Consider the following 25,433-nt stretch of genomic DNA (forward strand, 5'->3'; position numbering starts at 1 on the left):
GGACATGCGGGGTTATTCCAGTAACATCTGTCGCGTCGGGATGGCGCTGGCGTTTGCCGTGCCCGGTTTCGGGCCGCCGGCGATGGCCGATCCCGTGCCGCGCGCTACGCCGGTCGCCGGCTCTGTCATCGCACGCAAGATCGGCGAGGAAGTCCGCTTCATCGACGTGTCGAACTGGCGTGTTGTCGACATCAATCAGGATCTCCTGACCGGCGACGTGCTGCGCACCAATGCCAATGGCCAGCTCGCCATCGTCTTTTCCGACCACACTCAGGTCCGCCTCGGCCGGAATTCCTCGCTGCAGGTGAAGAAGATGGCGGCCGGCGGCGATACCGTGCTCAATCTCCAATCCGGCACCATCTGGGCGCGCGCCGAGCGTGGCGGCCAGAGCCTGACGGTGGAAACACCGGCCGCCGCCGCCGCCATCCGCGGCACGGACTGGACCATGACCGTCGAGGGCGCCAAGACATCGATGATTGTGCTCGAAGGCCGCGTGGCGCTCAGCAACCCGCAGGGCAGCGTCGAAGTGAACGAGGGCGAAGGGGCGGTCGCGACCATCGGCCAGGCGCCGACCAAAATCATCAGCGTCAATCCCGATGACCGCGAACAGATGCTCTTCTATCTGGACCTGCGCGACGGCTTCGACCTGATGCCGACTTCGCCGCTGCGGGCCGACCGCATGGCGACCGAACGCCGCCGCCTGTTAGGGCTGCCGCCGGAGCGCCGCACCACCGAAGACTGGCTTGAACTTGCCGAAGTGCAGAGCGCCTTCGATGGACGCCAGGCTGCAGCCGCAACGCTGAAGAATATCCGCGACCGCAAACTGACGGCAGCCCAGCAGGCGCGCGTCGACCTGATCGCCGCCACCATCGCCGGTTCGGAGAAGCGCTACGGCGATGCCGCCAGGCTCTTTCAGAAGGCGCTGCCGCATCTCGACCCGACACGCCGCAACATGGCCCAATATGGCGGCTATTTCGCCCGTTCGCTAGCCGACCCCGCCCATGCCGAACCGCCGCCGGCCAACACCACCGGCCCCTATGGCGCGATCATGGAGGCCTATACGACAGGCTTCCTGAAAAATCCGCGCGCAGCGCTCGAGATCATAAAGAAAGCGGAGCAGCGCTATCCCGATGATCCGACCCTGCCGGCGGTCCGCGCCCAGCTGGCGGAGCTCACCGACGACCGTGAGCAGATGAAGGAAGCGATAGAACGCTCGCTGGCGCTCGACCCCGATCATCCGATGGCGCTGTCGGCCCGTGCAGGCTACAAGGCAACCTATGAAAGCGATATCAACGGCGCGCTCGCGGACCTGAACCGCGCCATCGCGCTTGCCCCCGGCGCATCGGGCACGCTGAATTCGCTCGGCCTGCTGCAGAGTTCGCGCGATGCCAATGGCGAGGCGGAAAAGGCCTTCAAGAAGGCGATCGAGCTCGATCCGCAGGACCCGCTGCTACACGCGAACCTCGCGATCCTCTATCTCGACCAAGCGCGCATGAAGGAGGCCAAGCGCGAAATCGACACCGCGATCGCTCTCGATCCATCCTTCGATCACGCCCTGCTTGCGCGTGGCCGCTACTACCTGCAGACCGGCGAGCGCGACAAGGCGCTGGCAGATCTGCTCGCCGCCAGCACCGCCAATCCCGCGCATTCGCAGTCGCAGTTCATGCTTGCAGCCGCCCATTACGAAAAGGGCGATCGGCTTCCCTCCGAGCAGGCGCTCGATAACGCCAACCGTCTCGACGACGACGATCCTGTTATCTCGTCCTTCCGCACCGCGATCGATATCGACGATTATGATTCAGACGGCGCGATCCGCAACGCGCAGGAATTCCTGCGCCGCTCGCGCGCCCGCGGCGGCGATTACAGCTCGCTCGGCGCCAATGCGAGCGCCGGATCGACACTGAACGACGCCTTCCGCCTGCAAGGATTGGATGCCTGGGGCCGCTATTACGGCGATGCCGTTTTCGATCCTTTCAACGGCACCGGTTATATCGATCAGTCGATCAAGGGCAGCATCTTTCCTTTCGTCAACGCGACCAGCTTCAGCGACGACAATATCATCCAGAACCGCGGCAACGCGTCGAGCTATTCATCCTTCATCCAGGGCCTGCTGCTTTCGCCGCACATGCTTTCCGGCCGCTCGCGCTCGGTAACCCTGTTTGACGTGCCCTTCATCGAAGGCTCGCTCGGCGGCGGCATCAACAGCGTCGACGGCCATACGAGACGCATCGGCGAGGCCGATATCCAAGGTTATTCGAACGCGACGATCCCGATCAGCTTCTATGGCAACCTGACCTGGGAAGAGCTGGCGCTCGACCGCGACTACCAGGATTTCGGCGGTGTCCAGACGGATAACAAGCTGCTGAGCGCCAACGGTTATCTGACGGCAACGGTCACGCCTGATGATCGCGTGGTAGCCTTCATCAACCACGGCAAGAATGATGGAACACTGAACGCGTTATCGTCAAACACCGGGTTCATGGAACTCCTGTTCCGTGTCCCTATCCCGCTGCCTCTCTACACAACAGAGGAGACTGTACGAGAAAGCACATATGCCGGAATCGGCTGGAGCCACACGTTTGCGTATGAAAACGTGTTGAACGGAGCACTGCTTTATTCAGGAAGCAAATCGAATACGAACAGCGTGCTTGATGTCGACCTGGACCCAGTGTTTATCGGCAGAGGGGTTCCCTTCATCATTCCCTTTACCAACGTCACTCAGGAGACCGAATCCCAAACTTATATCGGCGCTTTGAGCCATTCCATAGGTACCGGGCCTTTGACATTTCGCTACGGCCTCGAAGGCGGCTGGTTGGATGCCAGCAGCACCGTCGATACGACGCTCCTAGGCTTGACAGCCCCTACCGATCGCACAGAGAACACGATCGATATCGGCCGCGGCTATATCGATGTGCTGCATGAGATCACGCCGGATCTCAAGGGCGAATACGCTGTGTTCGCAACCCGCCTGGAGGGCGACGGCATTGACATCACCCGGCTGGAGCCGCGCTTCGGCCTCGCCTGGGCGCCGGTTCAAAACCACTGGCTGCGTGCTGCCTTCATGCGTCAGAGCTTTGATATTGGTATTCCGACCCTTGCCCCCATCGGCGTCCTCGGGCTTCAGGCTAACCAGTTTTCCGCCAATCCGCAGGGCTACACGGATACGGTCGCCCTGCAGTGGGATGCCGAATGGACCGATCGATTCTTCACCTCGGTCGAGTATCAGCACCAGGAGCTGCATGATTTCTCGATCGATTTTCCGATGATCTCGCTTCCGTCGGATACCAGCCTGCCGATCTCGCGCGGCAGCATCGATCGCGCTGCCGTCACCGCAAACGTCGTGCTCGGCCATGGTTTCGGCCTTTCGGCTACCTATGCTTATATGGATTCGGAAAACAGGGATCCGCTCGAGCCGATCTATGGCGGCCCTCTTCCGTTCATACCGCAGAACTCAGGCCAGATTGCGCTGGCCTGGGTCAACGAAGCCAAGGTCAAGGCCACGGTGGCCGCCAACTATATCGGCGAGCGCGATGGCGATCGGTTTGGCACCAAGCTCGACGATTACTGGAGCCTCGACGCCCACCTGGTCTGGGAACCGTTCGATAAGCGCATCGAGCTGGAGGCAGCCGCCTATAACCTGCTCGATGAGGACTTCGAGATCACGCCCGGCGTGCCCGGCTGGGGCCGCGCTTTCAAGGGCACGCTCAAAGTTCGCTTCTGATGCGGCCGCAGGAGAAGTCGCGGCAGGCAGGGCAGACCGGGAGCCGCCATCTCAGGCTGCTCGTGCTGTCGCTGACGACGCTGATCGCCATCTCGTTTCTATCGCGCCTGCCCGCCTGGTCGCTGCTGGAGCTCCGAAGCTTCGACTATCTCTCGACAGTCGACGATCCCCGTCCGCCGCCCGGCGGACCCGTAATCGTCGCGATCGACGAACCCTCGCTTGCCGATATCAATGCGCAATGGCCCTGGCCGCGCAGCCTGCATGCCGAGCTCATCAGCCAGCTGCGCGCCGCCGGCGCCCGCGTCATCGGCCTCGACATCATCATGGCCGAACCCTCGAACCCTGATAATGATGCCGCAATCACCGAAGCGGTCGGCTCCGATGTCGTGCTTGCCGGCGACGAAACGCTGATCGAAACGCCACAGGCCTCGCAGCTGATCCGCGCCACACCCCTGCCGCAGCTGACCGAGGCGGGTGCGGTGACCGGCATCGCCTCCGTCGAACTCAGCGGCGACGGCACGTTCCGGCGCATCCCGGGCTATGAGGACGGCTTTGCCACCATGCTGGCCAAGGTCGCCGGCGTCGCCCCCGAGACTCTGCCGGCCGGCCGGCTCATCCAGTCCTTCGGCCCGGCCCGCTCCTATCCCACCGTCTCCTACTACCAGGCGCTCGACCCGAAGAACCTGCTGCCGCCGGATTATTTCAAGGACCGTGTCGTGCTGGTCGGCCTCAGCCTGCAGAATGCGCCGGCAATCGACAAGGGTGGCGTCGATGCCTTTGCGACGCCCTACACCGTTCATACCGGCAGGCTCGTCTCCGGCGTCGAGATCCAGGCGACGATCTACGACAATATCCGCAGCGGCCTGTCGATCGCGGAAGCCCGGCTGCCTGCTGTCGCTGCCTGCATCCTGATATCGGTGCTGCTGGCCGCCGCCACCGTCTGGCGCTCGACGGGATGGCTGACGATCGTGACAAGCGCGGCGGCCCTCCTTGCCTTCGCCGCCGTCAGTGCCGCCGGTATGCGGCTAGCCCATATCTTCGTCTCGCCGCTTGGCCCGACGGTCGCCTATATCTCTGTCGTCTTTGGCCAGGCCGCCTTCGATTTTGCCGAGGAGCGCCGCAACAAGCGCCAAATCACCCGCGCCTTTGCCCAATATATCTCGCCCGACCTCGTCAAGCGCCTGTCGAACGATCCCTCGCAGCTGAAGCTCGGCGGCGAGCGGCGCACGCTCTCGGTGCTGTTTTCGGACGTGCGCGGCTTCACCACCATCGCCGAGACGCTGAAGGACGACCCGGAGCAACTGACCGGCCTGATCAACCGGCTGCTGACGCCACTTTCCGACGTGGTGATGGATCATGGCGGGACGATCGACAAATATATGGGCGATTGCATCATGGCCTTCTGGAATGCGCCGCTCGACGATCCCGAGCATGCGCTCCACGCAGTCAAAGCCTCGCTCGCCATGCAGGCCGCGATTTCGAACCTCAACCGTGAACTGGAACGGGAAGCCGCAGCACGCGGCGGCAAGCCCCACGTCTTGAAGATGGGCGTCGGCATCAACACCGGCGAATGCATCGTCGGCAACATGGGTTCGACCCGCCGCTTCGACTATTCCTGCCTCGGCGACAGCGTCAACCTCGCCTCCCGCCTCGAAGGCGCCTCGAAGAATTATGGCGTGGCCCTGCTGCTCGGCGAGGAGACGGCAAGGCTGGTCGCCGACATCTATACCGTGGTCGAGCTCGACCGCATCATCGTCAAGGGCCGCACAGTACCCTCGCCCGTCTATACCATCGTGCACACGGCCGACGCCGAGGCCCTTGCCGCCCATCGGGCCTTCACGCAAGCGAAATACGCCGGCACGCTTGCGCCATCCAACCCCGCCTTCGACAGGCTGGCCGCCGATATCCCCGAGCTTGCCCCTTATTACGCGATCATCCGCGATGCGCTGGCCGAATCCGGCGAGGAATGACTGGCGGCGACGTCTCGTCACGCCTGATAATTGCGCACGGATGTTCGTTCATGAGCCGCTCGTTTTGCCAAAGGCGTACATGTTGGTCGGCGCGCCATGCAGCATCACCTCGCGCTTGAAAGTGAAGCCGCATTTCTCGAGAATGTGCTTCGAGGCGGCATTGACGGGACGAACCAAGCCGATCACCCAGTCGGCATGCAGATCATCAAACGCAAAGGTCAGCGTTTCCCGGACCAATTCCGTGGCATATCCCTGCCCCCAGCTTTCTGGTTGCAGATGATAGGAAAGATTGAGGCCATCAAATTCTTCCGAAACGGTCACGCCGCCGAAACCGATCAACGCACCGTTTGCCTCAATTGCCCAACGCCCGAATCCGTGGTCCTTCCAATGCCCGATGTCGCGCGCAAGCCGCGCTGTACTTTCCTCCGGCGTATCAGGCCGCGGCACCGGTCGGTGGGCGACCAATTCCGGCCGCGAAAAAAGTCGGATCAGGAAGTCGACATCCCCTTCCGCGGGAATTCTGAGGCGCAATCTGGCGGTACGCCTTGCCGCCGACGGCAAGGCACCCTTGAATTCATACTCAAGCATCTTCCCTCCAATCTTCAAAACGCGGCAATGTGACTGATACCAAAATTATTCCAGGCGGCGCGCTTCCAGCGGCGCGTCCTGTCTGAACCCCTCGAAATAGCGGCCGCCATGCAAGGCAAGCTCTCGATCGGCCAAAGCCAAAAATAGGGCGCCGTCACCCGCAGCCGCCAGACTGAACGCCGCGTCGAATTCGGCCGCCAATTGCGCGTCGAGCTCTCTCATCAGACGCGGCGCCCACTTTCCCCGGCCAGCCCACGCACCACGTCCAAGGAGCATCAGGTCGGCGAGCTTCTGATAGAGCAGCGCCGCAATGGCGGCGATCTCTTCGGGCGGTCGCGTTCCTCGCAGATCGTCGGCCAGATCGGTGACCTGATAGCGCAGCAAGTCGTAGTCTGCCCCGGCAAGAGGTTTCGGTCCTGCCGCCAGCATACTTGCCGCCTTTGCCTGGATGACGCGCGCGCTGTCGATATCCGATCCCACTATACAGCCTGTCGCGACCATGTTCGCCATGATGGGATAGCCGCTGTCGGCATCCTGATGGAGATAATGCGCCAGCGTCTGCGGATCGTGGACAAAGGCCTCGACCGGGAAACCGTCCGCGGTGAACGATTCCCGCCAGGCTCTTTCGAGCGACGCGAACACCACGACCAAGTCGATATCCGAAAAGACGGTGCCTTCGCCGCGCATGATGGAGCCGGTGACATAGGCGAATGCCGCCCCGGCATAGCGGCTGGCGATGCAGTGGCGGGCGACGGCCAGCGCCCGCTCCGCAAGAACATGTTTCTGGATATCGTCCACGATCTCGTCCTCGAATACGGGAGACGAGCGGAACAAAAAACCCGCTCGTTTCCGGCGGGTTGGTTCAGCAGCAATGAACGGAATTCAGTTCACGCGTCTACCACCCACCGCGGCGCGGTGGTCGTAGACGTCGTCGAAACTGCAAAAGTCCTGTTCATGTCGGTAACGATACCGCTGGATAATGATAGCGTCAATGCTCCAGGCGCCGGCCAAGGACGCTTCCCCGGCGCGCCGATTTCCGTCTAAGATGACCGCAAAGCAAGACTCGAACAGGAAGAGCCCGCCAATGTCCGATCCCGCCACCGTCATCCCGCTTCCGCAACCGGTGTTGTTGCCGGTCGAAAGCAGCGCCGAGCGTTTTCCGGTGCGTCGCGTCTATTGCGTCGGGCGCAACTATGCCGACCATGCGATCGAGATGGGCCATGATCCCAGTCGCGAACCGCCCTTCTTCTTCCAGAAGAATGCCGACAACCTGCTGCCGGCGGGCAATGCCTTTCCCTATCCGTCACTGTCGAACGACGTGCATTACGAGGTGGAATGCGTGCTGGCGCTGAAATCAGGCGGCGCAAACATCGAGGCTGCGGACGCGCTCCATTGCGTCTATGGCTATGCCGTCGGCATCGACTTCACCCGCCGCGACCTCCAGGGCGAGGCAAAGAAGCTTGGTCGTCCCTGGGAGATCGGCAAGGCCTTCGAACATTCCGCCCCTATCTCCCCGATCGTTCCGGCCAGCCGCCTCGGTCACCCCGCGCAGGCAAAGATCTGGCTGGAACAGAACGGCAAGCGCGTGCAGGACGGCGATCTCAACCAGATGATCTGGAAGGTGCCGGAGATCATCGCCGAACTATCGAAGCTCTTCACTCTCGCAGCCGGCGATATCATCATGACCGGCACGCCCGCCGGCGTCGGCGCGGTGGCCAGGGGCGATCGCATCACTTGCGGCATCGACGGCGTCGCCACCCTGTCGATCGAGGTCGTCTGAGGAGAAAGCAATGCCCGTCTACGCGCTTGGCGGTTCGACGCCGAAACTGCCCGCCGCCGGCCTCTATTGGATCGCACCGGATGCCAACATCATCGGCCAGATCGAGCTCGGCGAGAATGCCGGCATCTGGTTCGGCGCCGTGCTGCGTGGCGATAACGAGCCGATCACAGTAGGCGAAGGCACCAACATCCAGGAGGGCGTCATGGCCCATACGGATATGGGCTTCCCGCTGACGATCGGAAACGGCTGCACCATCGGCCATCACGCCATCCTCCACGGCTGCACCATCGGCGACAACACGCTGATCGGCATGGGCGCGACCATCCTGAATGGTGCGAAGATCGGCAACAACTGCCTCGTCGGCGCCAATGCGCTGGTCACCGAAGGCAAGGAATTCCCCGACAACTCCCTGATCGTCGGCGCACCTGCCCGCGCAGTGCGCACGCTCGACAAGGCAGCAATCGAGGCCATCCGTCGCTCGGCAGAAAACTACGTCGCCAACTGGCAACGCTTCGCCAGGGATCTCAGGCAGATCGGGTGATCGGAGAGAGTTCCTCTCCGGGAATATATCCCTCATTTGCCTTTCACTTACGCTCAAGGCGCTCGCCGCTCTTTGCTCCTCGCCCCCCTCATCCGAAGGAGGGGCGAGACGCCACCCACGATTCCGCTTCTCCCCGGCGGGGAGAAGATGCCGGCAGGCAGATGAGGGGGTGAGCGGCGAAGCCGCGAATGCACTGAGCGCAAGCGAAGGGCAGACCCGCTGAGCCGCTCACCAGACTCCCGGAATCCACCGCCACCGCACACGCTCCATGTACTCCGCATAGCCTTCGAGGCCCTTGCGCAGTTCGGCCTCCTCGCCGAGCGTGCGGCCGAAGAGGACGACGACGAGCAGGCCGGCGGGGATCAGCGCGTAGAGCGATCAAGCGACAGCGCCATGCCGGCGCTGAGCACGATGGCAGTTGCGTATCCGGGATGGCGGATTACGGCGTAGGGTCCGGTGTCGATCACCTTGTGGTCGCGGTTGGTCTGAATGCGCACCGTCGGCTCGAAATGCCGGTTGACCGATTGCGCCCAGGTCAGGCCGAGATAACCTGATGTCATCAGGAGATAGCCTATAAAGACGATCCAATCGGGCTGCGGCGCCCAGTGGAAACGTCCGTCGTCGAATGCGCCCACCGGAAGAATGGCGGCAAAGAGAATGATCGTCAGCGTCGCCACCACGGCGTCCCAGGATTTGGTACCCTTCTGGTATCGGCTGCGCGCCGCAAACAGCTCCGGATTCGTCCGCCAGATCCAGATGATTGCGACAGAAGTCAGCACAAGGAACAGGCCGAGAAAAATCCAACCGCGCGGCCAGTCGAGCGTGCCGGCCGGCCAGAACAGCGCTACAAACATCACGGCAATGGTGATGGCGAGCGATCCGAGCGATGGCGCCGCGGCGAATGAGTGACCGGGCCGAGTGTCCCGCTGCGTCATGATCGCTCTCCGTTCCATTACAGCGCCGAGCGTCCTCTTAGACGCACAGAAGGACGCTGCGCATGGCGGATTTCATTGAAAAAATCGCCTTACTCGGCGGCTTCGAGAAACTGGCTGTTTCGTGAGGATGAGGCAAGAGCCTGAACCCTGGCTTCGGCCTTGGCGATCAGCTGATAGAATTCGTCCTGCGCTTCGACATCCAGCTGAATGACGGCATTGACGTCATCAGGCGTATCGCAAACGCAGGCGACCGCAGAAATCGGACAGATGCCACCGGGATAACGCCTGCCGGCGCCCGTATAGGCGCGACGTCCCCAACGCTCGGAATAGACCGTCTCTTCCCGCTCGAGCTGCAGGATCGTTCCCTTGCAGGCGGTCACGATAGCGGCCTTGCCGTAGGCGAACCAGTGATAGTTCAGCCTCCGGAGAATATATTTGCCGGTGATATCTTCGCCAGCCAGTTCGGCAGGGTTTTCAATCATTCTGATCATGACGGCTTCCTCAACGTTTAAACAATATCCGTCATGTCTTCGCGCGCAGCAAGTCAAAAAACGCAGCTTTTGGAGACACTTAGTCACAAAGTGTTTCCGATTCTTACATTAACCACGCGCCGAGCACCCCCTTGGGCACACAATTCTTCGTCGAATTTCCCGCAAGCTGCTACCGATTTCGTCATTGTCTGAGGTGGCAGTCACGTCAATGTCCCCTTGTGTTTTTCGGCGCGGGCTCGATATGTCTCCCTGATTGGCCCGAAGACCGCGCCGTTTTCATCCCGGGAAGCGGGTGGCTGGTTCGCCGGTTCGCCATGAGCATGATGCCGAAAAGTGTAAGCGGTTTTCGGATGACATCATGCTCTAACTCTTTAATTTAGAACAGGATTCAGGTTTTAGACTGATCCGGCCTAAAACATCCTATTTCAGCTGGAGAATCTCATGGTCGATGCGATCAACCCTATCTCCGCCACGGCCGCGTCCGAGCCCACCAAGGTAGGCACCAGCACCTCGATCGGCTCCGAACCCGACAATGCCTGGGTCGCCGTCCGCCAGTCGCAGATCACCGCCGATCAGCTGGCAACGAAGAAGGCCGTGGAGAAGGAGGCCGTAAGTGGTCTCATCCCGCACGCGGATCTGATCGTCGAAAACGAGGAGCATCCGCAAAAGCCGCACCGGCATGCGGCATCGGACGACGGGGAAGAGGCAGGAGAACAGGCGGAACAGCCGGCCTTGTCAGGCGAAAGCGATCGGATCGGCACCCGCAATTTCGACGACGACACGCCCTTCGGCGAGCGCGTCGCCATCATCTGATCAAAAGCGCACCAAAATCGCGCTTCCACATCACATTGATGGCATTCATCCTCAACTTGGTCCGAGAAGACGATCAGCAAAAGCGCTGCCAGACACTATGAATGCAAGCGCTGCAGCGCTTCGCGGGCCAACTCGTCCACCCCTTCCAACTGGTCCGTCTTGCTCGGTCGATCTGCCAGCCTCTGGAGGTCGTTCTCAAGCGCTCGAAGAACTTCGACCGACAGTTTTTTGACAATCAGTTGAAAGCAGAAATACTTTTGAGAGGAGTCCTTTCCTCGGAGAACGCGCAACAGCGGATCACCAATTGGCGTTCCAAGTGTGACTAGAAAGCGAGCCATGGGTTGCGCAATAGGCCAGTTGCCGTCCGCGGTCCACGCCAACAAGTCATCCAGGATCGGAGCGATCGCAGGATAACCAGCGCTCTCGATACCAGAAAGAGCGGCAATGTCATGCTTGTCACGAGGGACAAGGCTCTCTGCATCGAACACGCCAATCACTCCATCTCGTTGGGCCTCTGCCCACCTCGAAGCTGGGCTTCGATTGCCACTTTGTCGATGATCGACCAGACCTCGACGATCTTGCCGCCGCGAAATTCGTAGATGACGTTCTCGGTGAAGGAAACGCGTCTGCCGTTCACATCGAGGCCAAGGAATTTTGCCTTCGGCCTGCAATCGAAGCCGAGCCTGCAGGCGATGTATGGCGGATCGCAAAGAAGCATCAGCACCTTGAAATAAAGATCGGGAATCTCCTCGAAGTCCCGCTCGAGCATGGCGACGTAACCCGGCAGCCCGAGCCGCCGGCCGTTATGAACCGCATCGTCGCTAACGAACTGCCCGAGATTGGGCCAGTCCTGCCTGTTCAAGCAGGCGATGTAGCCGCGGTATATCTCCGCGAGTTCGGTCTTCGTCACGCGATCGCCCCTGGCTTGGGTTCTCAGGCAAACATAGCGCCGGGATCTGCACTTGCCAGCGGCGAGAGCGCCGCCTCGAAAGTTTCAGTTCAAGAGAACTCGCCGGATGGACGCTGGCGGCCAGCCCCGTCCTTCGAGGCCCCTGCGGGGCACCTCAGGATGAGGCTGGAGAGAGGATCGCGCATCACCGTGACGGAGACCCGATCAACCTGCCAACCGCACGGCTCACCGATTAGCCCTCATCCTGAGGTGCGGAAGCCGAAGGCTGAAGCCTCGAAGGACGGGGGCGGATGGTTACGGCACCTGAACCGATTACGCCGCGCAGGCCTCGCACAAACCACGGATCTCGATCGTCGTCTTTTCAGGCTTGAACTTCTGCCCCCGCACCCATTCCATCAGTCGGTGGTCGACCTCGTGGTCGTGAAACTCCGTCACCTGGCCGCAGCTTTCGCAGATGGCGAAGGCGACGATGCCGTGGCTGTGGCAGTCGTCGCCCGGATGGGCGCAGGCGACGAAGGAGTTGATGCTTTCGAGCCGGTGTACCACGCCATATTCGAGCAGCTTCTCCAGCGCCCGGTAGACCTGTAGCGGCGCGCGAAAACCGTGGTCGCGCAGCTTGTCGAGGATGGTATAGGCGCTGAGCGGCCCTTCGGCCTTTTCGAGCACGTCGAAAACAAGCGACTGGTTCTTGGTCAATTGCGGTGTCGTCATGAGCCTTGTCCTTGCATGACCGCGCGGCGCCTGACGGGAAGCAGGCTGAGAATGAAGAGGATCAGTGCCGCGACCACGATCGAGGGGCCGGAGGGCGTGTCGTAGGTGAGCGAACCGAACAGACCGCCGACGACGGCGATAGCGCCGATCAACGAGGCGAGCACTGCCATGATCTCCGGCGTTGGCGAAAAGCGCCGCGCCGCAGCCGCCGGTATGATCAGCAGCGAGGTGATCAGCATGATGCCGACGATCTTCATGGCAATGGCAATGACGACGGCCATCAGCAGCATGAAGAACAGCCGCGCCCGCTCCGGCTTCAGTCCTTCGGCCTCGGCGAGCTCGGCATTGACGGTCGCAGCCAGGAGCGGTCGCCAGAGCCAGGCCATTGCCACGAGCACGAACAGCCCGCCGCCCCAGATCAGCGCGATGTCGGTCGTTGAAACGGCGAGGATATCGCCGAACAGGAAGGCGATGAGATCGATCCGCACCCAGCTCATGAAGGCGACCATGACGAGGCCGATCGCAAGGGTCGCATGCGAGAGGATGCCGAGCAGCGCATCGGCCGACAGCGCCTGGCGCTTCTGCAGGAAGAGCAGCAGCACCGACACGAGCGCGGCGACGGCAAAGACGGCCAGTGTCAGGTTGAGTTCGAAGAGCAGCGACAGTGCGACGCCGAGCAGCGCCGAATGGGCGATCGTATCGCCGAAATAGGCCATGCGCCGCCAGATGATGAAGCAGCCGAGCGGCCCCGTCGTCAGCGCCAGGCCGACGCCGGCAAGGATGGCGCGCACGAAGAAATCGTCAAGCATGGCGCTCTCCCGCTTCATGCGCGTGCGGATGGGCATGGTCAGGATGATCGTGACCATGTTCATGACCATGCTCATGCGCGTGATGGCCATCGTCGGGGTGGCAATGATCAGTGACCGTGCCATCGGCATGTTGCACCCGGCCGTCCGGCAGGTGCGTATGATCGTGGTGATGGCTATAGACGGCCAGCGTCTGCGCCGCCCGGCTGCCGAACAGGCGCACATATTCCGGGCTGCGGCTGACGGATTCAGGCGTGCCGCGGCAGCAGACATGGCCGTTGAGGCAGATGACCGTGTCGGTTTCGGCCATGACGACATGCAGGTCGTGCGAGATCAGCAGGATGCCGCAGCCCGTCGCATTGCGGATCGACTTGATCAGGTCGTAGAGAGCGATCTCGCCGGAAAAATCGACCCCCTGCACCGGCTCGTCGAGGACCAGCAGATCGGGCTTGCGGGCAATCGCCCGGGCCATCAGCGCCCGCTGGAATTCGCCGCCGGAGAGGTGCTGGACCTCCGCATCGAGCATATGGGCAATGCCGGCGGATTCGAGCGCCGAGAGCATATCGCGCTCCGGCAGCGGTCCTGTCAGCGTCATCAGCCGGCGCACCGAAAGCGGCAGCGTCCAGTCGATCGACAGTTTCTGCGGGACATAGCCGACCTTAAGGCCGGCTTTGCGCTCCACCCTGCCCTCGTCGGGCTTCAACACACCGATCGCCGCCTTGGCGCTGGTCGACTTGCCCGAGCCGTTCGGCCCGATCAGCGTGACGATCTCACCGCGCGCGACGGAAAAATCGACCCCGCGCACCAGCCAGCGGCCGTTGCGCAGAATGCCGACATCTTCAAGCGAAACCAGCGGTTCGGTCCTGATACCAGCGGGGGTCTTTGCGGGAGAGAGCATCAAATTTTCCGAAAGTGCTGTTGCGTCCTGCTATTGCACACGTTATAGCATAACGCAATTGATGTAATAACATAACAATTGCTATTCAAGCGGAGCATATCGATGAAACGCGCCTTGGGGCTTGTCCTTAAAATGCCGGCCTCCGTAATCCCGATGGCGGCGATCCCGGCGCTGGCGATCCCGGCCCTGCTCTTTGCCGGAACCATGCGAGCGGCCGATGCGCCTGTCGTCGTCACCTCGATCAAGCCGATCCATTCGCTGGTCGCGGCGATCATGCAGGGTGTGGGCGAACCGGAGCTGATCGTCGACGGCTCCGCCTCCCCGCATACCTATAGTCTGAAGCCCTCCAATGCCCGCGCGCTGCAGGATGCCAAAGTGATCTTCTGGGTCGGCCCCGGCCTCGAGGCCTTTCTCGAAAAGCCGCTGCAGGCGCTGGGTTCGGATGCCAGCATCGCCGCGCTCGACGACGCCCCCGGTCTGGTCAAGCTGCCCTTCCGAGAAGGCGGCGCCTTCGAAGCGCATGATGATGCCCCCGAGCACGATAGTGCTTCCCCGGAGCACGATAGTGCTTCCCCGGAGCACGATAGTGCTTCCGGTCATCATGAGGCCGAAGCCGCGCATGGCGCCGAAGCTGATCATGACCACGGGCACGACGATCACGACCATGGCGCATTCGACACCCATCTCTGGCTCGACCCGATGAATGCCAAGGCCATGGCGAGCGAGATCACCACGACGCTGGTCGCCGCCGATCCCGCCAATGCGCTGACCTATCAGGCGAACGCCAAGGCGCTGGACGACAGGCTGACGGCGCTCGACAAAGAGATCGCCGCCACCGTCGCCCCCGTCAAGGACAAGCCCTTCATCGTCTTCCACGACGCCTACCAATATTTCGAGCACCGCTACGGCATCCGGGTCGCCGGCTCGATCACCGTCAGTCCGGAAACCATTCCCGGCGCCGAGCGCGTCTCGGAAATCCGCCGCAAGGTCGGCGAACTCGGCGCCACCTGCGTCTTTGCCGAACCGCAGTTCGAGCCGCGCCTGATCGATGTCGTCATCGAGGGCACGAGCGCCAAGTCAGGCGTGCTCGATCCGGAGGCTGCCACGCTGAAGGCCGGTCCCGATCTCTACTTCACCCTCATGCGCGGCATCGCCAACAGCATGAAGGACTGCCTCTCCAGCGCATGACTCTCATGCGCCGCTCCGCGCGTCCTGCCGGACAAGCGACGCCCCTGGGAGAGCTGAGGCGGAAAAAGGCGGACAACCCCGTTCCGCCTTTTTTCGGCGCGACAAACGTAATGATATAACATTAAATAGTATCTTATGAGGGTTCCCATGAACAACAGACTTCCCGTCACGGTGCTTTCAGGCTTCCTCGGCGCCGGCAAGACGACGCTGCTCAACCACGTGCTGACCAATCGCGAGGGTCTGCGCGTCGCCGTCATCGTCAACGATATGAGCGAGGTGAATATCGACGCCGCCCTGGTGCGCGATGGCGGCGCCAATCTCTCCCGCACAGAAGAGCAGCTGGTCGAAATGACCAATGGCTGCATCTGCTGCACGCTGCGCGACGATCTGCTGAAGGAGGTGCGCCAGCTCGCCGATCAGGGTCGTTTCGATTACTTGTTGATCGAATCGACCGGCATCGCCGAGCCCCTGCCCGTCGCCACCACCTTCGAATTCCGCGACGAGAACGGCCAGAGCCATTCAGACGTCGCAAGGCTCGACACCATGGTGACCGTCGTCGATGCCGCCAACCTGCTCGCCGATTATGCCTCGGCCGATTTCCTCGCCGACCGTGGCGAAACGGCAGGCGACGGCGACAACAGAACCATCGTCGACCTGCTGGTCGAGCAGATCGAATTTGCCGACGTCGTGGTGCTGAACAAGATCGGCACGGCAACCAAGGAAGAGCGCGACACTGCGCGCAAGATCGTCACCGGTCTCAACCCGGATGCGAAGCTGATCGAGGCGGATTTCGGCAAGATCGCCCTGCAAGACGTGCTCGGCACCGGCCGCTTCGATATAGACAAGGCCGAGACCCATCCGCTCTGGTACAAGGAACTGCACGGTTTCCGCGATCACGTGCCGGAGACCGAGGAATATGGCATTCGCTCCTTCGTCTATCGCGAGAAGCGGCCCTTCCATCCGGCAAAGCTGCAGGCCTTCCTCGATCGGACATGGCCAGGCGTGGTGCGCGCCAAGGGCTTCTTCTGGCTGGCGACCCGCCCGCACCATGTCGGCGAGATCAGCCAGGCGGGCGCGATCGTGCGCACCGGCAAGATGGGTCTCTGGTGGGCGGCCGTACCCCGCGAACAATGGCCTGAGGAACCGGCCTTCATGCGCGCCATCGGCCCCTATCTCGACCCCGTCTGGGGCGACCGCCGCCAGGAAATGGTTTTCATCGGTGCCGATCCGATGGACGAAGCCTGGATCAGGAAGGAACTCGACGCCTGTCTTATCAGGACAGACGCCTTCGCGCCCGAGCGCTGGCGCGACCTGCCCGATCCTTTTGCCAGCTGGAACAGGCAGGCGGCATGAAGGCGAAGGCAATCAAACGCACTCTTTGCGTCTGTACCGAATGCGAACCGCTGCCGCCGATCGAAGGGCTTCATCCGTTTACGCATGTGGAGGATACCGACGCTGAAGTCGGAAGACCAAGAGGTTTTCTCGGCATCATTGCTGAACGGGTCATGCCGTTGCGCAGGCAACCCTGAAGCGGGTCATAACCGCCGCCAGCTGAAGAAAAGGAGGAAGGGCGCGAAACTGCTACACGCCCTCCCAGAGTCAAAAAGGCGGCCGAAGCCGCCCTTTCCTGATTTATCGACCGATCAGCGACCGGCAATAATGCTGGAGATGACGCCGCTGGTGACGCCGATCAGCAGGTAGTCGTTATCGGCCCGCACCCAGCGATAGCCGCGTGGCGGAGGCGCGAGCCGGTAGCGGCGGTAGTCGTTGACATCGGAGAACCGGCGACGCTCGCTGGCATTGACGCGGTATCCCTTCTTCCAGTGCGACCGGACGACCGTCTTCTTGACGACCACCTTCTTCTGCACGACGACAGGCGGGCGGCGATAATCGTCGGCGCTGGCATGGGAAACAACCATCGGGGCAAGAAGGAAGGAGGCGGAAAGAAGAGCTGCAAAAATCTTTTTCATTGGGGTTCCTCATGTTGGGCACGTGACCAAACTAGGACCGAAAAGATGAACAGAAACTGAAATAAAAATTAAACTTTTGTAATGAAATCCGATAACTAGGGACAGAAGCTTATATTTTAGATTAAACTTATACACTGTGACGAATATATATTCTGTCGCCATAGACGAGGTATCGGCGCCGCCGGCCAGTTTCGTCCTTTGGCAGCACCTCAAGGGCATGACCGAAGAAAAGATATCTGCGGAGCATCTGAGGATGAGGCTGGGCGACCCCCCGGTGCTCATCGCCTGGAAGGCGCCGTCGTGGAGGGATGTCCTGCTGCTGGCGGCGGCAGGTGCTCAGCGATTTGGCATAAGAGATGCATAAAAAACTTGAAACGGGCGCATAATCGAGTTTCGAAGCGACGTATCTTGGGCACAGGAGAATTCTGCATATCCGGTGAGGGGACGATCAGATCAAGACAACGAAGACCACAATGGAGGAAAACATGCCCGGTATCAGCATGCGCTACATCGTCGACGACGTCGACGCCGCGGTGGAATTCTACACAAGACATCTCGGCTTCTCCGTCGCGCTTCGTCCCGCACCGAGTTTCGCCATCCTGACCAGGGACGGTTTTCGTCTGTTCGTCAGCGGCATGACGGGACCCGGCGGAGCATCTCAAGCAATGCCAGATGGGCGAAAGCCGGAGCCCGGTGGTTGGAATCGTATCCAGATCGAGGTCAAGGACTTGGAAGCAGACGTCGCCGCGCTGCGTCAGGCCGGCGCGCGTTTCCGCAGCGACATCGTGCAGGGCATCGGTGGCAAGCAGATCCTGCTCGATGATCCGGCCGGAAACCCGATCGAACTCTTCGAAGCGCCCAAGAGGTGAATGGGAGCGACGTCGGTCATGCGGTTCACCACGCGTTTTACGCTTCGCATCGGTGAACTGCACGCATGATCCCGGTCATGCGGTTTGCCACGCATTGTGCGGCCAGCATCGCAAACCAACGCAGTACTTCCGATTACGGCAGCCCGGCTTCGGCATCTCTCGCCCCAGGACTAGCCGGAACGCCTTGCCACCGGTGTGCGAGCGTGTAGTTTCGGATTCCCATCAATTCGAAGGCAGGGAAAACATGTCCGATTCCGCCAGCGGGCTCTCCGACTATGTTGGGATACTAGCCGTGTTTCTTCTTGTCGCCGCCAATGGCTTCTTCGTTGCCGCCGAATTCGCCCTGGTGTCGGTCAGGCGTAGCCGCGTCGCCGAACTCGCTGCGGCAGGCCGCATGAACGCCTCGGCACTTCAGCGCGCCGTCGACAATCTCGACTCCAACCTTGCAGCCACCCAGCTCGGCATCACCATCTCGTCGCTCGCCCTCGGCTGGGTTGGAGAACCAGCACTTGCCCACCTGATCGAGCCGCTGCTGTCCTGGTTGCCTGGGCAATGGGCGACGGCGGGCGCGCATACCGTTGCCGTCGTCATCGCCTTCGTCATTATCACAGCACTTCATATCGTGCTCGGCGAGCTCGCGCCGAAGAGCCTGGCGCTTCAGCGCAGCGAGGCCACTTCGCTTGCCGTGGTGCGCCCGCTCGGTCTGTTCCTGGTGCTGTTCAAGCCGGCGATCTTTGTCCTGAACGGCATGGGCAACATGGTGCTGCGGGGCGTCGGTCTTCGCGCCGGAACCGGGGAATCGTCGTTCCATTCGCCGCAGGAGCTCAAGCTGCTGGTCGCCGAGAGCCAGGAGGCCGGCCTTCTCAACCAGGTGCAGCAGCAGCTCGTCGAGCGGGTGTTCAACATCGGCAACAGGCCGATTTCCGACATCATGACCCCGCGTCTCGACATCGAATGGTTCGACGCCGACGACAGCGAGGCCGAAATCCTGAAGACCATCCGCGAATGCAGCCACGAACAATTGCTGGTCGCTCGAGGCTCGATCGACGAGCCAATCGGCATGGTGTTGAAGAAGGACCTTCTCGACCAGGTTCTCGACGGCGGCAAGGTCCGGCCGATGGAGGTGATCAAGCAGCCGCTGGTGCTGCATGAGGGCACCTCGGTCGTTCGCGTGCTCGACAGTTTCAAGGCCTCACCCGTTCGCCTCGCCATCGTCATCGACGAATATGGTAGCCTCGAAGGCATCGTCACCCAGACCGACCTGCTCGAAGCCATCGCCGGCGACCTGCCGGGATCCAACGAAGAGCCCGATATCGTCGTCAGGGAAGACGGGTCGCTCTTGATCGATGCGATGATGCCGGCCTTCGACGCCTTCGAACGGCTGGGCCTGCGCGATCGTCCGGATGCCGATTTCCATACGCTGGCGGGCTTCGCGCTGCATCAGCTCCAGCACATCCCCGAAGCCGGCGAAACCTTCGTCTTCGACAACTGGCGCTTCGAAGTGCTCGACATGGACGGCATGCGCATCGACAAGATGCTCGCGACGCGCATTGCCACGGACGGGGCGGAGGCCTAATTCACCGCCAGCGTCCAGATCATCCCCGCAGCCGCGGAGGCTAGCAGCGTCGCGATCACGGAAGCCTTGAAGCGGAAGATCGCTATCGCCGCCGCGGCAGACAGCGCCATTGCCGCCGGCACGGCCGATTGCAGCACGGGAATATCGAGCCGCAAGCCGCCGAGGTGAACGGTCGCAACCTCTGCAAACAGCGTGTGCAAGGCAAACCAGATAGCGAGGTTGAGGATGACCCCGACCACCGCAGCTGTTATGGCCGACATCGCGCCGGCGAGCGCAATGTTGCCGCGCAGTTTTTCGATGAACGGCGCGCCGAGGAAGATCCAGAGGAAACAGGGCACGAAGGTCACCCAGCTCGTCAATATCGCCGCAAGGGTTGCAGCAAGCATCGGGTTCAGCGCTCCCGGATCGCGGTAGGCGCCCATGAAGCCGACGAACTGCACGACCATGATCAGCGGTCCCGGCGTCGTCTCGGCCATGCCGAGACCATCGAGCATCTCGCCGGGTTTCAGCCAGCCGAAATGCTGCACGGCCTCCTGTGCGACATAGGCAAGCACGGCATAGGCCCCGCCGAAGGTAACGACCGCCATTTTGCTGAAGAACAGGCCGATTTCGGTAAAGACGTTGTCAGCACCGAAGGTTGCGTAGAGCGCCGCGAGCGGAGCGAGCCAGAGGGCAAGCAGCACGGCCGAGATGCGCAGCGACCAGGCGAGATTCGGCCGCGCATGCGCCGGTATGCCTTCGCCGAGCGCCGACTCGGCATCCGACAGCACCGGGCCGCTCCCGGCCTTGTGGCCGCCGCCCGTCCGGAAGGCGGAAAGCCCGAACCTGCCGCCGAGGAAACCCGCAATGCCGGCGGCAAGCACGATCAGCGGGAACGGAACATGGAGAAAGAAGATGGCGATGAAGGCCGCGGCCGCGATACCGACCATGACGCGATTCTTGAGCGCGCGGCCGCCGATGCGAATGACGGCCTGCACGACGACGGCGAGCACCGCCGCCTTCAGCCCGAAGAACAGGCCGGCGACGATGCCGACGTTGCCGTAAGCCGCGTAGACATAGCTGAGACAGAGGATCGACAGGAAGCCAGGCAGTACGAACAGCAGGCCGGCGACGAGACCGCCCACTGTCCGATGCATCAGCCAGCCGATATAGATGGCGAGCTGCTGCGCCTCGGGTCCGGGAAGCAGCATGCAATAGTTCAGCGCATGCAGAAAACGATGCTCACCGATCCATCGCTTCTCGTCGACGATGATCCGGTGCATGAGGGCGATCTGTCCGGCCGGGCCCCCGAAGCTCAAGGCCGAAATGCGCAGCCATACCCTGAAGGCCTCGGCAAACGGGACGCCGTGATGATGCCCCTCTCCCGCGTCTTCCTCCGCCATTTTGCCGCCGGGCGCATTATCCGTCATCTCGACCATCTCATGCTCTCTTTTTCGGTGCCGGCCAGTTGTGGGTTTCCTCGGTCGCATCGCGGCACCAGCGGAAGAAGGCGTCGTAGAGAAGCATCCCGGCCTCGAGCTGCTCCAGATCGTCGGAATACATCCTGGAGAGGCCGAGCGAGGCGGCCAGCAGGCCCGCCGCCTCGGGCGCGAGATCGAGCCTTGCGGTATCCGCCGCCCTGACGATCCGCGCCAGGCGCAGGAGCGGCTCCGATGCCAACCCGAACTCCTCGACCATGACATCAAAGGTGCAGCGTTCGCCGCGATGGCTCCAGAACACGTCATCGATATCGAAGGGCACTGCCCCGAAGCGCTCGCTGACAGCTAAAACCTCAGGCGCCGGCACGAACAGGAATACGGCGCTCGGATCGACGAAGCGCCGGATCAGCCAGGGACAGGCGATGCGGTCGATCTTCGGCCGCGCCCGCGTCACCCAGACGGTGCGCCCCTCGGCGTCGCGGCGCGGCAGCTTGGCGTCGGGCACTGCCAATCCGCCCGCAATCCAGGCTTCGAAGCCGCCTTCGAGGCTCTCGGCGTCGATCCCGGCATGGCGCAGGTGGGCGGCGACGCCATGGCTGAGTTTGCTGCCCTTCTGGCAGACCACGACGACGGAATCGGCATCGACGCTGCCCGCCCAGGACCCGACCTCGGCATGGCCCCGCCGGATCGAGGTAGGCACCAGGCGCGGATCGAGCGCGAAGTCCTCCTCGGTGCGAACGTCGATAATGCAAGGCGCACCGGGCGTTCCAATGAGGCGGTTGAGCTTGTCGGGAGAAATTTCGAGAAATGACGGCATGACGCGTCCCTCCGTTGATCGGTTTTACTGGACGCGATTCTTCGGCATGACGCCTCGTGGGGTGATCGCGACCCCATACGGAAATCATTCGCAAACAGATCCCGTGGTGTCAAGCGCATTGCGCCATGGCGGCTTACCGGCGGGCCGCCATCTACCAACGCACCCGATCAGCTGGCAGCTCTACCGCCGGGTCCCTGCCGGTCGCCCGCAAGCAGATGAGAGTGAGCGGCAAAGCCCGCGAATGCACGGAGCGCCAGTAAAGCGAGAAAAGTGAGCACGAAAATCCAATCAGCACAAGCGCTTCGGCCCAGAACGGAACAAAATGCCCACTTCGGCATTCTTCTGTCACCGAAAGAGGAGAAAGTACCATGACGTACGACCCCAATAATGCCAACGACCCGAACCGCCCGCTGAACCCAAATCTGGATCTGCGCACCACGCCGAGCGCGCGCAGCAGTAATACGTGGGTTGTCTGGGTCGCTGCATTGGCCGTGATCGCTGTCGCTGCATTCGCCTATTCGCAGTGGAGCACCCCCGGCACATCCCCGGACACGACAGCCTCCACAACCCAATCAGAGCCGGCGCCGGCCAAGCCGATCGCTCCGACCGACAACAGCGCAACGCCTGCACCGGCACCAGCACCGGCCACTCCGCCGGCTGCCCCGGCACAGCAGTAATCGCTGCTCGGTCAGAAGAAGCCGGCCCATTGCCGGCTTCCTCTCGGTTGCGAGCTCTTGAATGTTTTTAAGCAAACCCTATTTAAGGGATACGAAATCTGTCTCTGACGGCTGACCACGGAGGTACTGGCAGCCGTTATCGAGACGGATCGAGGAAGGTCGGTGCGAGTTTCGCCCGGCCTTTTTTCTTGACCTCGTCATCCATGCCGAACAGACTACTGGCAACGCCTGGATCGGGATATTATTTGGGAATCCTGTTATAGAAGGACTGCGGATCGTACACGCACTCGTAGTCGAGGAGGCAAAGCTTGCCATTGGCATCCCTCACCCTCGCGGTGTCGTACTTGTCGCCGAGATTGCACCTGGCCGGTGGATAACGGAAGCTGCGGCCGCCAAAGCCCATACGCACAAAAACCGCCTTGTCCTTGCGGATGATCTGCGCAAGCTCTTCGCAATTGTGATCCCTGGCATTGACCTCCACTGCCTCGGCGGCAAGAGCGACGGACGGAACCAACAATGCGACGGCCAGAACAATGCTTTTCATGGAAACTCCTGAATGTGAGAGAGCGAAGGTAGGGCATCGCAGCGCGTGCCGCCAGTGCGGGAACCGTCCGAATTATACGGCTGAGCACGGCCGTGCCATGATGGCGGCACTGTCGTTTTTCATCGTCGCAGTTCTCTGGCTCGCCGGCATGAAACTGAGCGGCGGCGATTGAGCGAGGCACAAAGGACCGTCTAACTCTTTCAATCCTCGCATCGTGCTTTCCGAAAATTGATTCCGATTTTTTCGGGCTGATACGCTAGGGAAAGTTATAGGGCGACGCAGGGTCGAAGACGCAGGAATAATCAAGGACGCACTGCTTTCCCCGTACATCGCGCAAACTGGTCGTGGTGCGCTTATCGCCCATGCTGCATTGGGCGGGCGGATAACGGAAACTGCGGCCGCCGAAACCAACGCGGACAAAGACCTTTTTGTTCTGGCGGATGATCTGCGTGAGCTCACTGCAGCTATGCTCGCTCGCTTTGACGTTCATGACGCCTGCGGCAAAGGCAGGTAACGGCAGAGACAAAGCGACGGCAAGAATAATGCTTTTCATGGACCCTCCTGACGCGCGCGAGGGAGATAGGGCGCGTGGATCGACGCGGCCAGTCTGCGGACAGCGCTAACCTTGCCGCTCGCTTGGAGAATAGTTTCCAGCAGGCCGGAAAATCCGGCCTGAGTTCAATACATCAATCTTTTCAAGAGATTTGGTGGGTGATGTAGGGCTCGAACCTACGACCCGCTGATTAAGAGTCAGCTGCTCTACCAACTGAGCTAATCACCCGTTCGCGCTTGGCTGCGCGGTGTGACGGGGCGTATAAACAGGATCGGCAGTCTTGTCCAGCGCATAGCCGAAATTTCTTTGGTTAACCGCGAAGATTTTTCGGTTTGGCTTAAATGCAGCGCATAACCCCGAAAATCGGAATCGATCTTCGGAAAGGATATGCGCAGATTCAAAATGATAGAGCGTCCTCATGGCGTCCTGTCGGACGCGCGACGCTCTAATGAGATCAAAGGTCGAGCGTGCCGCTGGCCAGCCGCACTGCCTGGCCGCCGATCCGCGCGTTGGAGATTGTCCCGCCGTCGACATCGATGTGCAGGTGGATGAAGGACGGCCGGCCCATCTCGACGCCCTGCTCGATCATGATCGGGTGATGCCCGTCTGTCAGCCGGTCGAAATGGTGGATCGCACCGGAGAGTGCGGCCGCCGCCGACCCGGTGGCCGGGTCTTCGACGATGCCCATGCCGCTTGCGAACATCCGCGCATGGAACTTTGCCACGTGGTTGACGCCGCCGCGGCAATAGACATAGGCCGAGGCAAGCGCGCCATCGACGAAGGGCACGATCTTTTCCCAGAGCTGCGGATCGAATTCCACCCGCTGCGCGGCTCCGACATCGTGCACCGGAATGAGCAGGAAGGGAACGCCGGCACTCCAGACGGAGGGCATATGATTTTCGAAGCCGATCTCGGTCACCTTCAGCGAAAGCGCATCGGCGATGCCGAGTTTGTCGAGCGGCATGATGGCCGGCTGCGATTTGCGCGGCAGGTCGAATTCGGCAAAGCTCGCCTCGCCCTCCCTCAGCCGCACGGCACAGCGCACCGGCCCGACATTTTCCTCGAGCACCGAAACGAGATCGCGTGTCGCAGCACCATCCGCCCGCTCGGCGAGCGCCACCGCCGTCCCCACCGTCGGATGGCCGGCGAAGGGCAGCTCGCGGCCCGGCGTGAAGATCCTGAGCTTCGCCGCATAGGCGGGGTTGGCCGAAGGCTGCACGAAGACCGTCTCTGAGAGATTGATCTCCCGGGTGATCGCCTGCATCGCCTCGTCACTGAGATCGTCTCCGTCGAAGATCACCGCCAGCGGATTGCCCGCAAGCTTTCGATCGGTGAACACGTCATAGACGCTGTAGCTTCGCGCCACATCGGCCTCCTTGAATCGTCATCGCGCCGCCAACCTGCCCGACCAGACGATCGAGTGCAAGACGCTAAGTCTGCCTGAAGTGCCGCGGGTCCGACAGGACACGCTACGGACGCTCTATCGATTTGATTCTGCGCATGTTCCCTTATGAAGAACGATTCCGATTTTCAAAAGCGGCGCTTGGCACGCAATGCCAGGAGCCAGCCCACAGAGGCTGGCGGCTGGCAGCCTGTAATTTGCATGAGCAATGCAGTGCCGACGCCGCGGCAGGCACAGACATTCTCGATTCGACCA

The 25,433-nt window shown here is 61.6% G+C and carries 26 protein-coding genes, 1 tRNA gene and 1 pseudogene; 12 read left to right on the top strand and 16 right to left on the bottom strand.

Annotation, left to right across the window (positions count from 1 at the left end; translation table 11 throughout):
- Positions 1-4 precede the first annotated feature (4 nt).
- Together V8P77_RS28415 and V8P77_RS28420 are read left to right on the top strand one after the other, a co-directional pair.
- The gene (locus V8P77_RS28415) at positions 5-3,721 is read left to right on the top strand and encodes a FecR domain-containing protein (protein WP_335915418.1); all 3,717 of its coding nucleotides are present in this window, start codon (positions 5-7) and stop codon (positions 3,719-3,721) included.
- Positions 3,721-5,691: a CHASE2 domain-containing protein gene (locus tag V8P77_RS28420; RefSeq protein WP_335915419.1), complete on the top strand. Its 1,971-nt coding sequence runs from the start codon at positions 3,721-3,723 to the stop codon at positions 5,689-5,691. The genes V8P77_RS28415 and V8P77_RS28420 overlap by 1 nt, the downstream gene beginning before the upstream one ends.
- Positions 5,692-5,739: 48 nt before the next feature.
- Here the strand turns inward: V8P77_RS28420 and V8P77_RS28425 are convergent, their stop codons facing one another.
- Both V8P77_RS28425 and V8P77_RS28430 read right to left on the bottom strand, forming a co-directional pair.
- Entirely contained in the window at positions 5,740-6,279 is a 540-nt protein-coding gene (locus tag V8P77_RS28425; RefSeq protein WP_335915421.1) for a GNAT family N-acetyltransferase, read from the bottom strand.
- A gap of 45 nt (positions 6,280-6,324) precedes the next feature.
- Positions 6,325-7,077 carry a nucleotidyltransferase domain-containing protein gene (locus V8P77_RS28430; protein ID WP_335915422.1) on the bottom strand — a complete coding sequence of 251 codons (753 nt, stop codon included), beginning with the start codon at positions 7,075-7,077 and terminating at the stop codon, positions 6,325-6,327.
- Between V8P77_RS28430 and V8P77_RS28435 the strand changes: the two genes are divergently transcribed.
- Genes V8P77_RS28435 through V8P77_RS28445 form a run of 3 tightly spaced genes read left to right on the top strand, consistent with a single transcriptional unit; the run spans position 7,057 to position 8,600 of the window.
- The gene (locus tag V8P77_RS28435) at positions 7,057-7,323 is read left to right on the top strand and encodes a hypothetical protein (protein ID WP_335915423.1); all 267 of its coding nucleotides are present in this window, start codon (positions 7,057-7,059) and stop codon (positions 7,321-7,323) included. The genes V8P77_RS28430 and V8P77_RS28435 overlap by 21 nt on opposite strands.
- A 40-nt stretch (positions 7,324-7,363) precedes the next feature.
- Positions 7,364-8,059, top strand: a complete 696-nt coding sequence (locus tag V8P77_RS28440; RefSeq protein WP_335915425.1) for a fumarylacetoacetate hydrolase family protein — start codon at positions 7,364-7,366, stop codon at positions 8,057-8,059.
- Positions 8,060-8,069: 10 nt separating this feature from the next.
- Positions 8,070-8,600: a gamma carbonic anhydrase family protein gene (locus V8P77_RS28445; protein ID WP_335915426.1), complete on the top strand. Its 531-nt coding sequence runs from the start codon at positions 8,070-8,072 to the stop codon at positions 8,598-8,600.
- A gap of 228 nt (positions 8,601-8,828) precedes the next feature.
- On the opposite strand, the pseudogene V8P77_RS28450 reads toward V8P77_RS28445, so the two are convergent.
- Positions 8,829-9,535, bottom strand: a pseudogene (locus V8P77_RS28450) (isoprenylcysteine carboxylmethyltransferase family protein).
- An 89-nt stretch (positions 9,536-9,624) separates the two neighbouring features.
- Positions 9,625-10,026 (bottom strand): hypothetical protein, encoded by a 402-nt coding sequence (locus tag V8P77_RS28455; protein ID WP_032992104.1) that lies wholly within the window; start codon positions 10,024-10,026, stop codon positions 9,625-9,627.
- Between the two features lie 441 nt (positions 10,027-10,467).
- On the opposite strand from V8P77_RS28455, the gene V8P77_RS28460 reads away from it, so the two are divergent.
- On the top strand, positions 10,468-10,839 hold the full coding sequence (locus V8P77_RS28460; protein ID WP_335915427.1) for a hypothetical protein: 372 nt from the start codon (positions 10,468-10,470) through the stop codon (positions 10,837-10,839).
- Between the two features lie 95 nt (positions 10,840-10,934).
- Here V8P77_RS28460 and V8P77_RS28465 read toward each other — a convergent pair whose 3' ends face one another.
- From V8P77_RS28465 to V8P77_RS28485, 5 genes are all read right to left on the bottom strand, one after another.
- Entirely contained in the window at positions 10,935-11,327 is a 393-nt protein-coding gene (locus tag V8P77_RS28465) for a DUF5071 domain-containing protein (RefSeq protein ID WP_335915428.1), read from the bottom strand.
- Between the two features lie 5 nt (positions 11,328-11,332).
- Positions 11,333-11,749 (bottom strand): ester cyclase, encoded by a 417-nt coding sequence (locus tag V8P77_RS28470; protein WP_335915429.1) that lies wholly within the window; start codon positions 11,747-11,749, stop codon positions 11,333-11,335.
- A gap of 312 nt (positions 11,750-12,061) precedes the next feature.
- Positions 12,062-12,460, bottom strand: a complete 399-nt coding sequence (locus V8P77_RS28475) for a Fur family transcriptional regulator (protein WP_011652680.1) — start codon at positions 12,458-12,460, stop codon at positions 12,062-12,064.
- Entirely contained in the window at positions 12,457-13,269 is an 813-nt protein-coding gene (gene znuB / locus V8P77_RS28480; protein ID WP_131628601.1) for a zinc ABC transporter permease subunit ZnuB, read from the bottom strand. Before znuB ends, V8P77_RS28475 begins: the two co-directional genes overlap by 4 nt.
- The gene (locus tag V8P77_RS28485) at positions 13,262-14,164 is read right to left on the bottom strand and encodes an ATP-binding cassette domain-containing protein (protein ID WP_335915430.1); all 903 of its coding nucleotides are present in this window, start codon (positions 14,162-14,164) and stop codon (positions 13,262-13,264) included. Before V8P77_RS28485 ends, znuB begins: the two co-directional genes overlap by 8 nt.
- A 102-nt stretch (positions 14,165-14,266) precedes the next feature.
- Between V8P77_RS28485 and znuA the strand changes: the two genes are divergently transcribed.
- From znuA to V8P77_RS28500, 3 genes are all read left to right on the top strand, one after another.
- Positions 14,267-15,352 (top strand): zinc ABC transporter substrate-binding protein ZnuA, encoded by a 1,086-nt coding sequence (gene znuA, locus V8P77_RS28490; protein WP_335915432.1) that lies wholly within the window; start codon positions 14,267-14,269, stop codon positions 15,350-15,352.
- 147 nt (positions 15,353-15,499) lie between these two features.
- Complete coding sequence (gene zigA, locus V8P77_RS28495; protein WP_335915433.1) at positions 15,500-16,705, top strand: zinc metallochaperone GTPase ZigA; 1,206 nt, start codon at positions 15,500-15,502, stop codon at positions 16,703-16,705.
- Positions 16,702-16,881, top strand: a complete 180-nt coding sequence (locus tag V8P77_RS28500; RefSeq protein ID WP_335915434.1) for a hypothetical protein — start codon at positions 16,702-16,704, stop codon at positions 16,879-16,881. Before zigA ends, V8P77_RS28500 begins: the two co-directional genes overlap by 4 nt.
- 114 nt (positions 16,882-16,995) lie before the next feature.
- Here V8P77_RS28500 and V8P77_RS28505 read toward each other — a convergent pair whose 3' ends face one another.
- The gene (locus V8P77_RS28505) at positions 16,996-17,322 is read right to left on the bottom strand and encodes an RcnB family protein (RefSeq protein WP_335915435.1); all 327 of its coding nucleotides are present in this window, start codon (positions 17,320-17,322) and stop codon (positions 16,996-16,998) included.
- A gap of 485 nt (positions 17,323-17,807) precedes the next feature.
- Between V8P77_RS28505 and V8P77_RS28510 the strand changes: the two genes are divergently transcribed.
- Both V8P77_RS28510 and V8P77_RS28515 read left to right on the top strand, forming a co-directional pair.
- On the top strand, positions 17,808-18,191 hold the full coding sequence (locus V8P77_RS28510) for a VOC family protein (RefSeq protein WP_335915436.1): 384 nt from the start codon (positions 17,808-17,810) through the stop codon (positions 18,189-18,191).
- 244 nt (positions 18,192-18,435) lie between these two features.
- Positions 18,436-19,767, top strand: coding sequence for a hemolysin family protein (locus V8P77_RS28515; protein WP_335915437.1), 1,332 nt, complete (start codon positions 18,436-18,438; stop codon positions 19,765-19,767).
- On the opposite strand, the gene chrA is transcribed toward V8P77_RS28515, so the two are convergent.
- Positions 19,764-21,185: a chromate efflux transporter gene (gene chrA / locus V8P77_RS28520; protein ID WP_335915438.1), complete on the bottom strand. Its 1,422-nt coding sequence runs from the start codon at positions 21,183-21,185 to the stop codon at positions 19,764-19,766. The genes V8P77_RS28515 and chrA overlap by 4 nt on opposite strands.
- Before the next feature lies 1 nt (position 21,186).
- A complete protein-coding gene (locus V8P77_RS28525; protein WP_335915439.1) occupies positions 21,187-22,002 on the bottom strand; it encodes a chromate resistance protein ChrB domain-containing protein in 816 nt (271 codons plus the stop codon).
- Between the two features lie 368 nt (positions 22,003-22,370).
- Here V8P77_RS28525 and V8P77_RS28530 point away from each other — a divergent pair, with 368 nt between their 5' ends.
- Positions 22,371-22,679, top strand: a complete 309-nt coding sequence (locus tag V8P77_RS28530; protein WP_003541169.1) for a hypothetical protein — start codon at positions 22,371-22,373, stop codon at positions 22,677-22,679.
- Between the two features lie 241 nt (positions 22,680-22,920).
- Here the strand turns inward: V8P77_RS28530 and V8P77_RS28535 are convergent, their stop codons facing one another.
- From V8P77_RS28535 to V8P77_RS28550, 4 genes are all read right to left on the bottom strand, one after another.
- A complete protein-coding gene (locus tag V8P77_RS28535) occupies positions 22,921-23,223 on the bottom strand; it encodes a hypothetical protein (protein ID WP_335915440.1) in 303 nt (100 codons plus the stop codon).
- 256 nt (positions 23,224-23,479) lie between these two features.
- Positions 23,480-23,776, bottom strand: a complete 297-nt coding sequence (locus V8P77_RS28540; protein ID WP_335915441.1) for a hypothetical protein — start codon at positions 23,774-23,776, stop codon at positions 23,480-23,482.
- 152 nt (positions 23,777-23,928) lie between these two features.
- Positions 23,929-24,004, bottom strand: a tRNA-Lys gene (locus V8P77_RS28545).
- Positions 24,005-24,230: 226 nt separating this feature from the next.
- A complete protein-coding gene (locus V8P77_RS28550; RefSeq protein WP_335915442.1) occupies positions 24,231-25,142 on the bottom strand; it encodes a PhzF family phenazine biosynthesis protein in 912 nt (303 codons plus the stop codon).
- Between the last annotated feature and the right edge of the window lie 291 nt (positions 25,143-25,433).

It is taken from the genome of Rhizobium aouanii, assembly GCF_037002925.1.
Classification (GTDB): domain Bacteria; phylum Pseudomonadota; class Alphaproteobacteria; order Rhizobiales; family Rhizobiaceae; genus Rhizobium; species Rhizobium aouanii.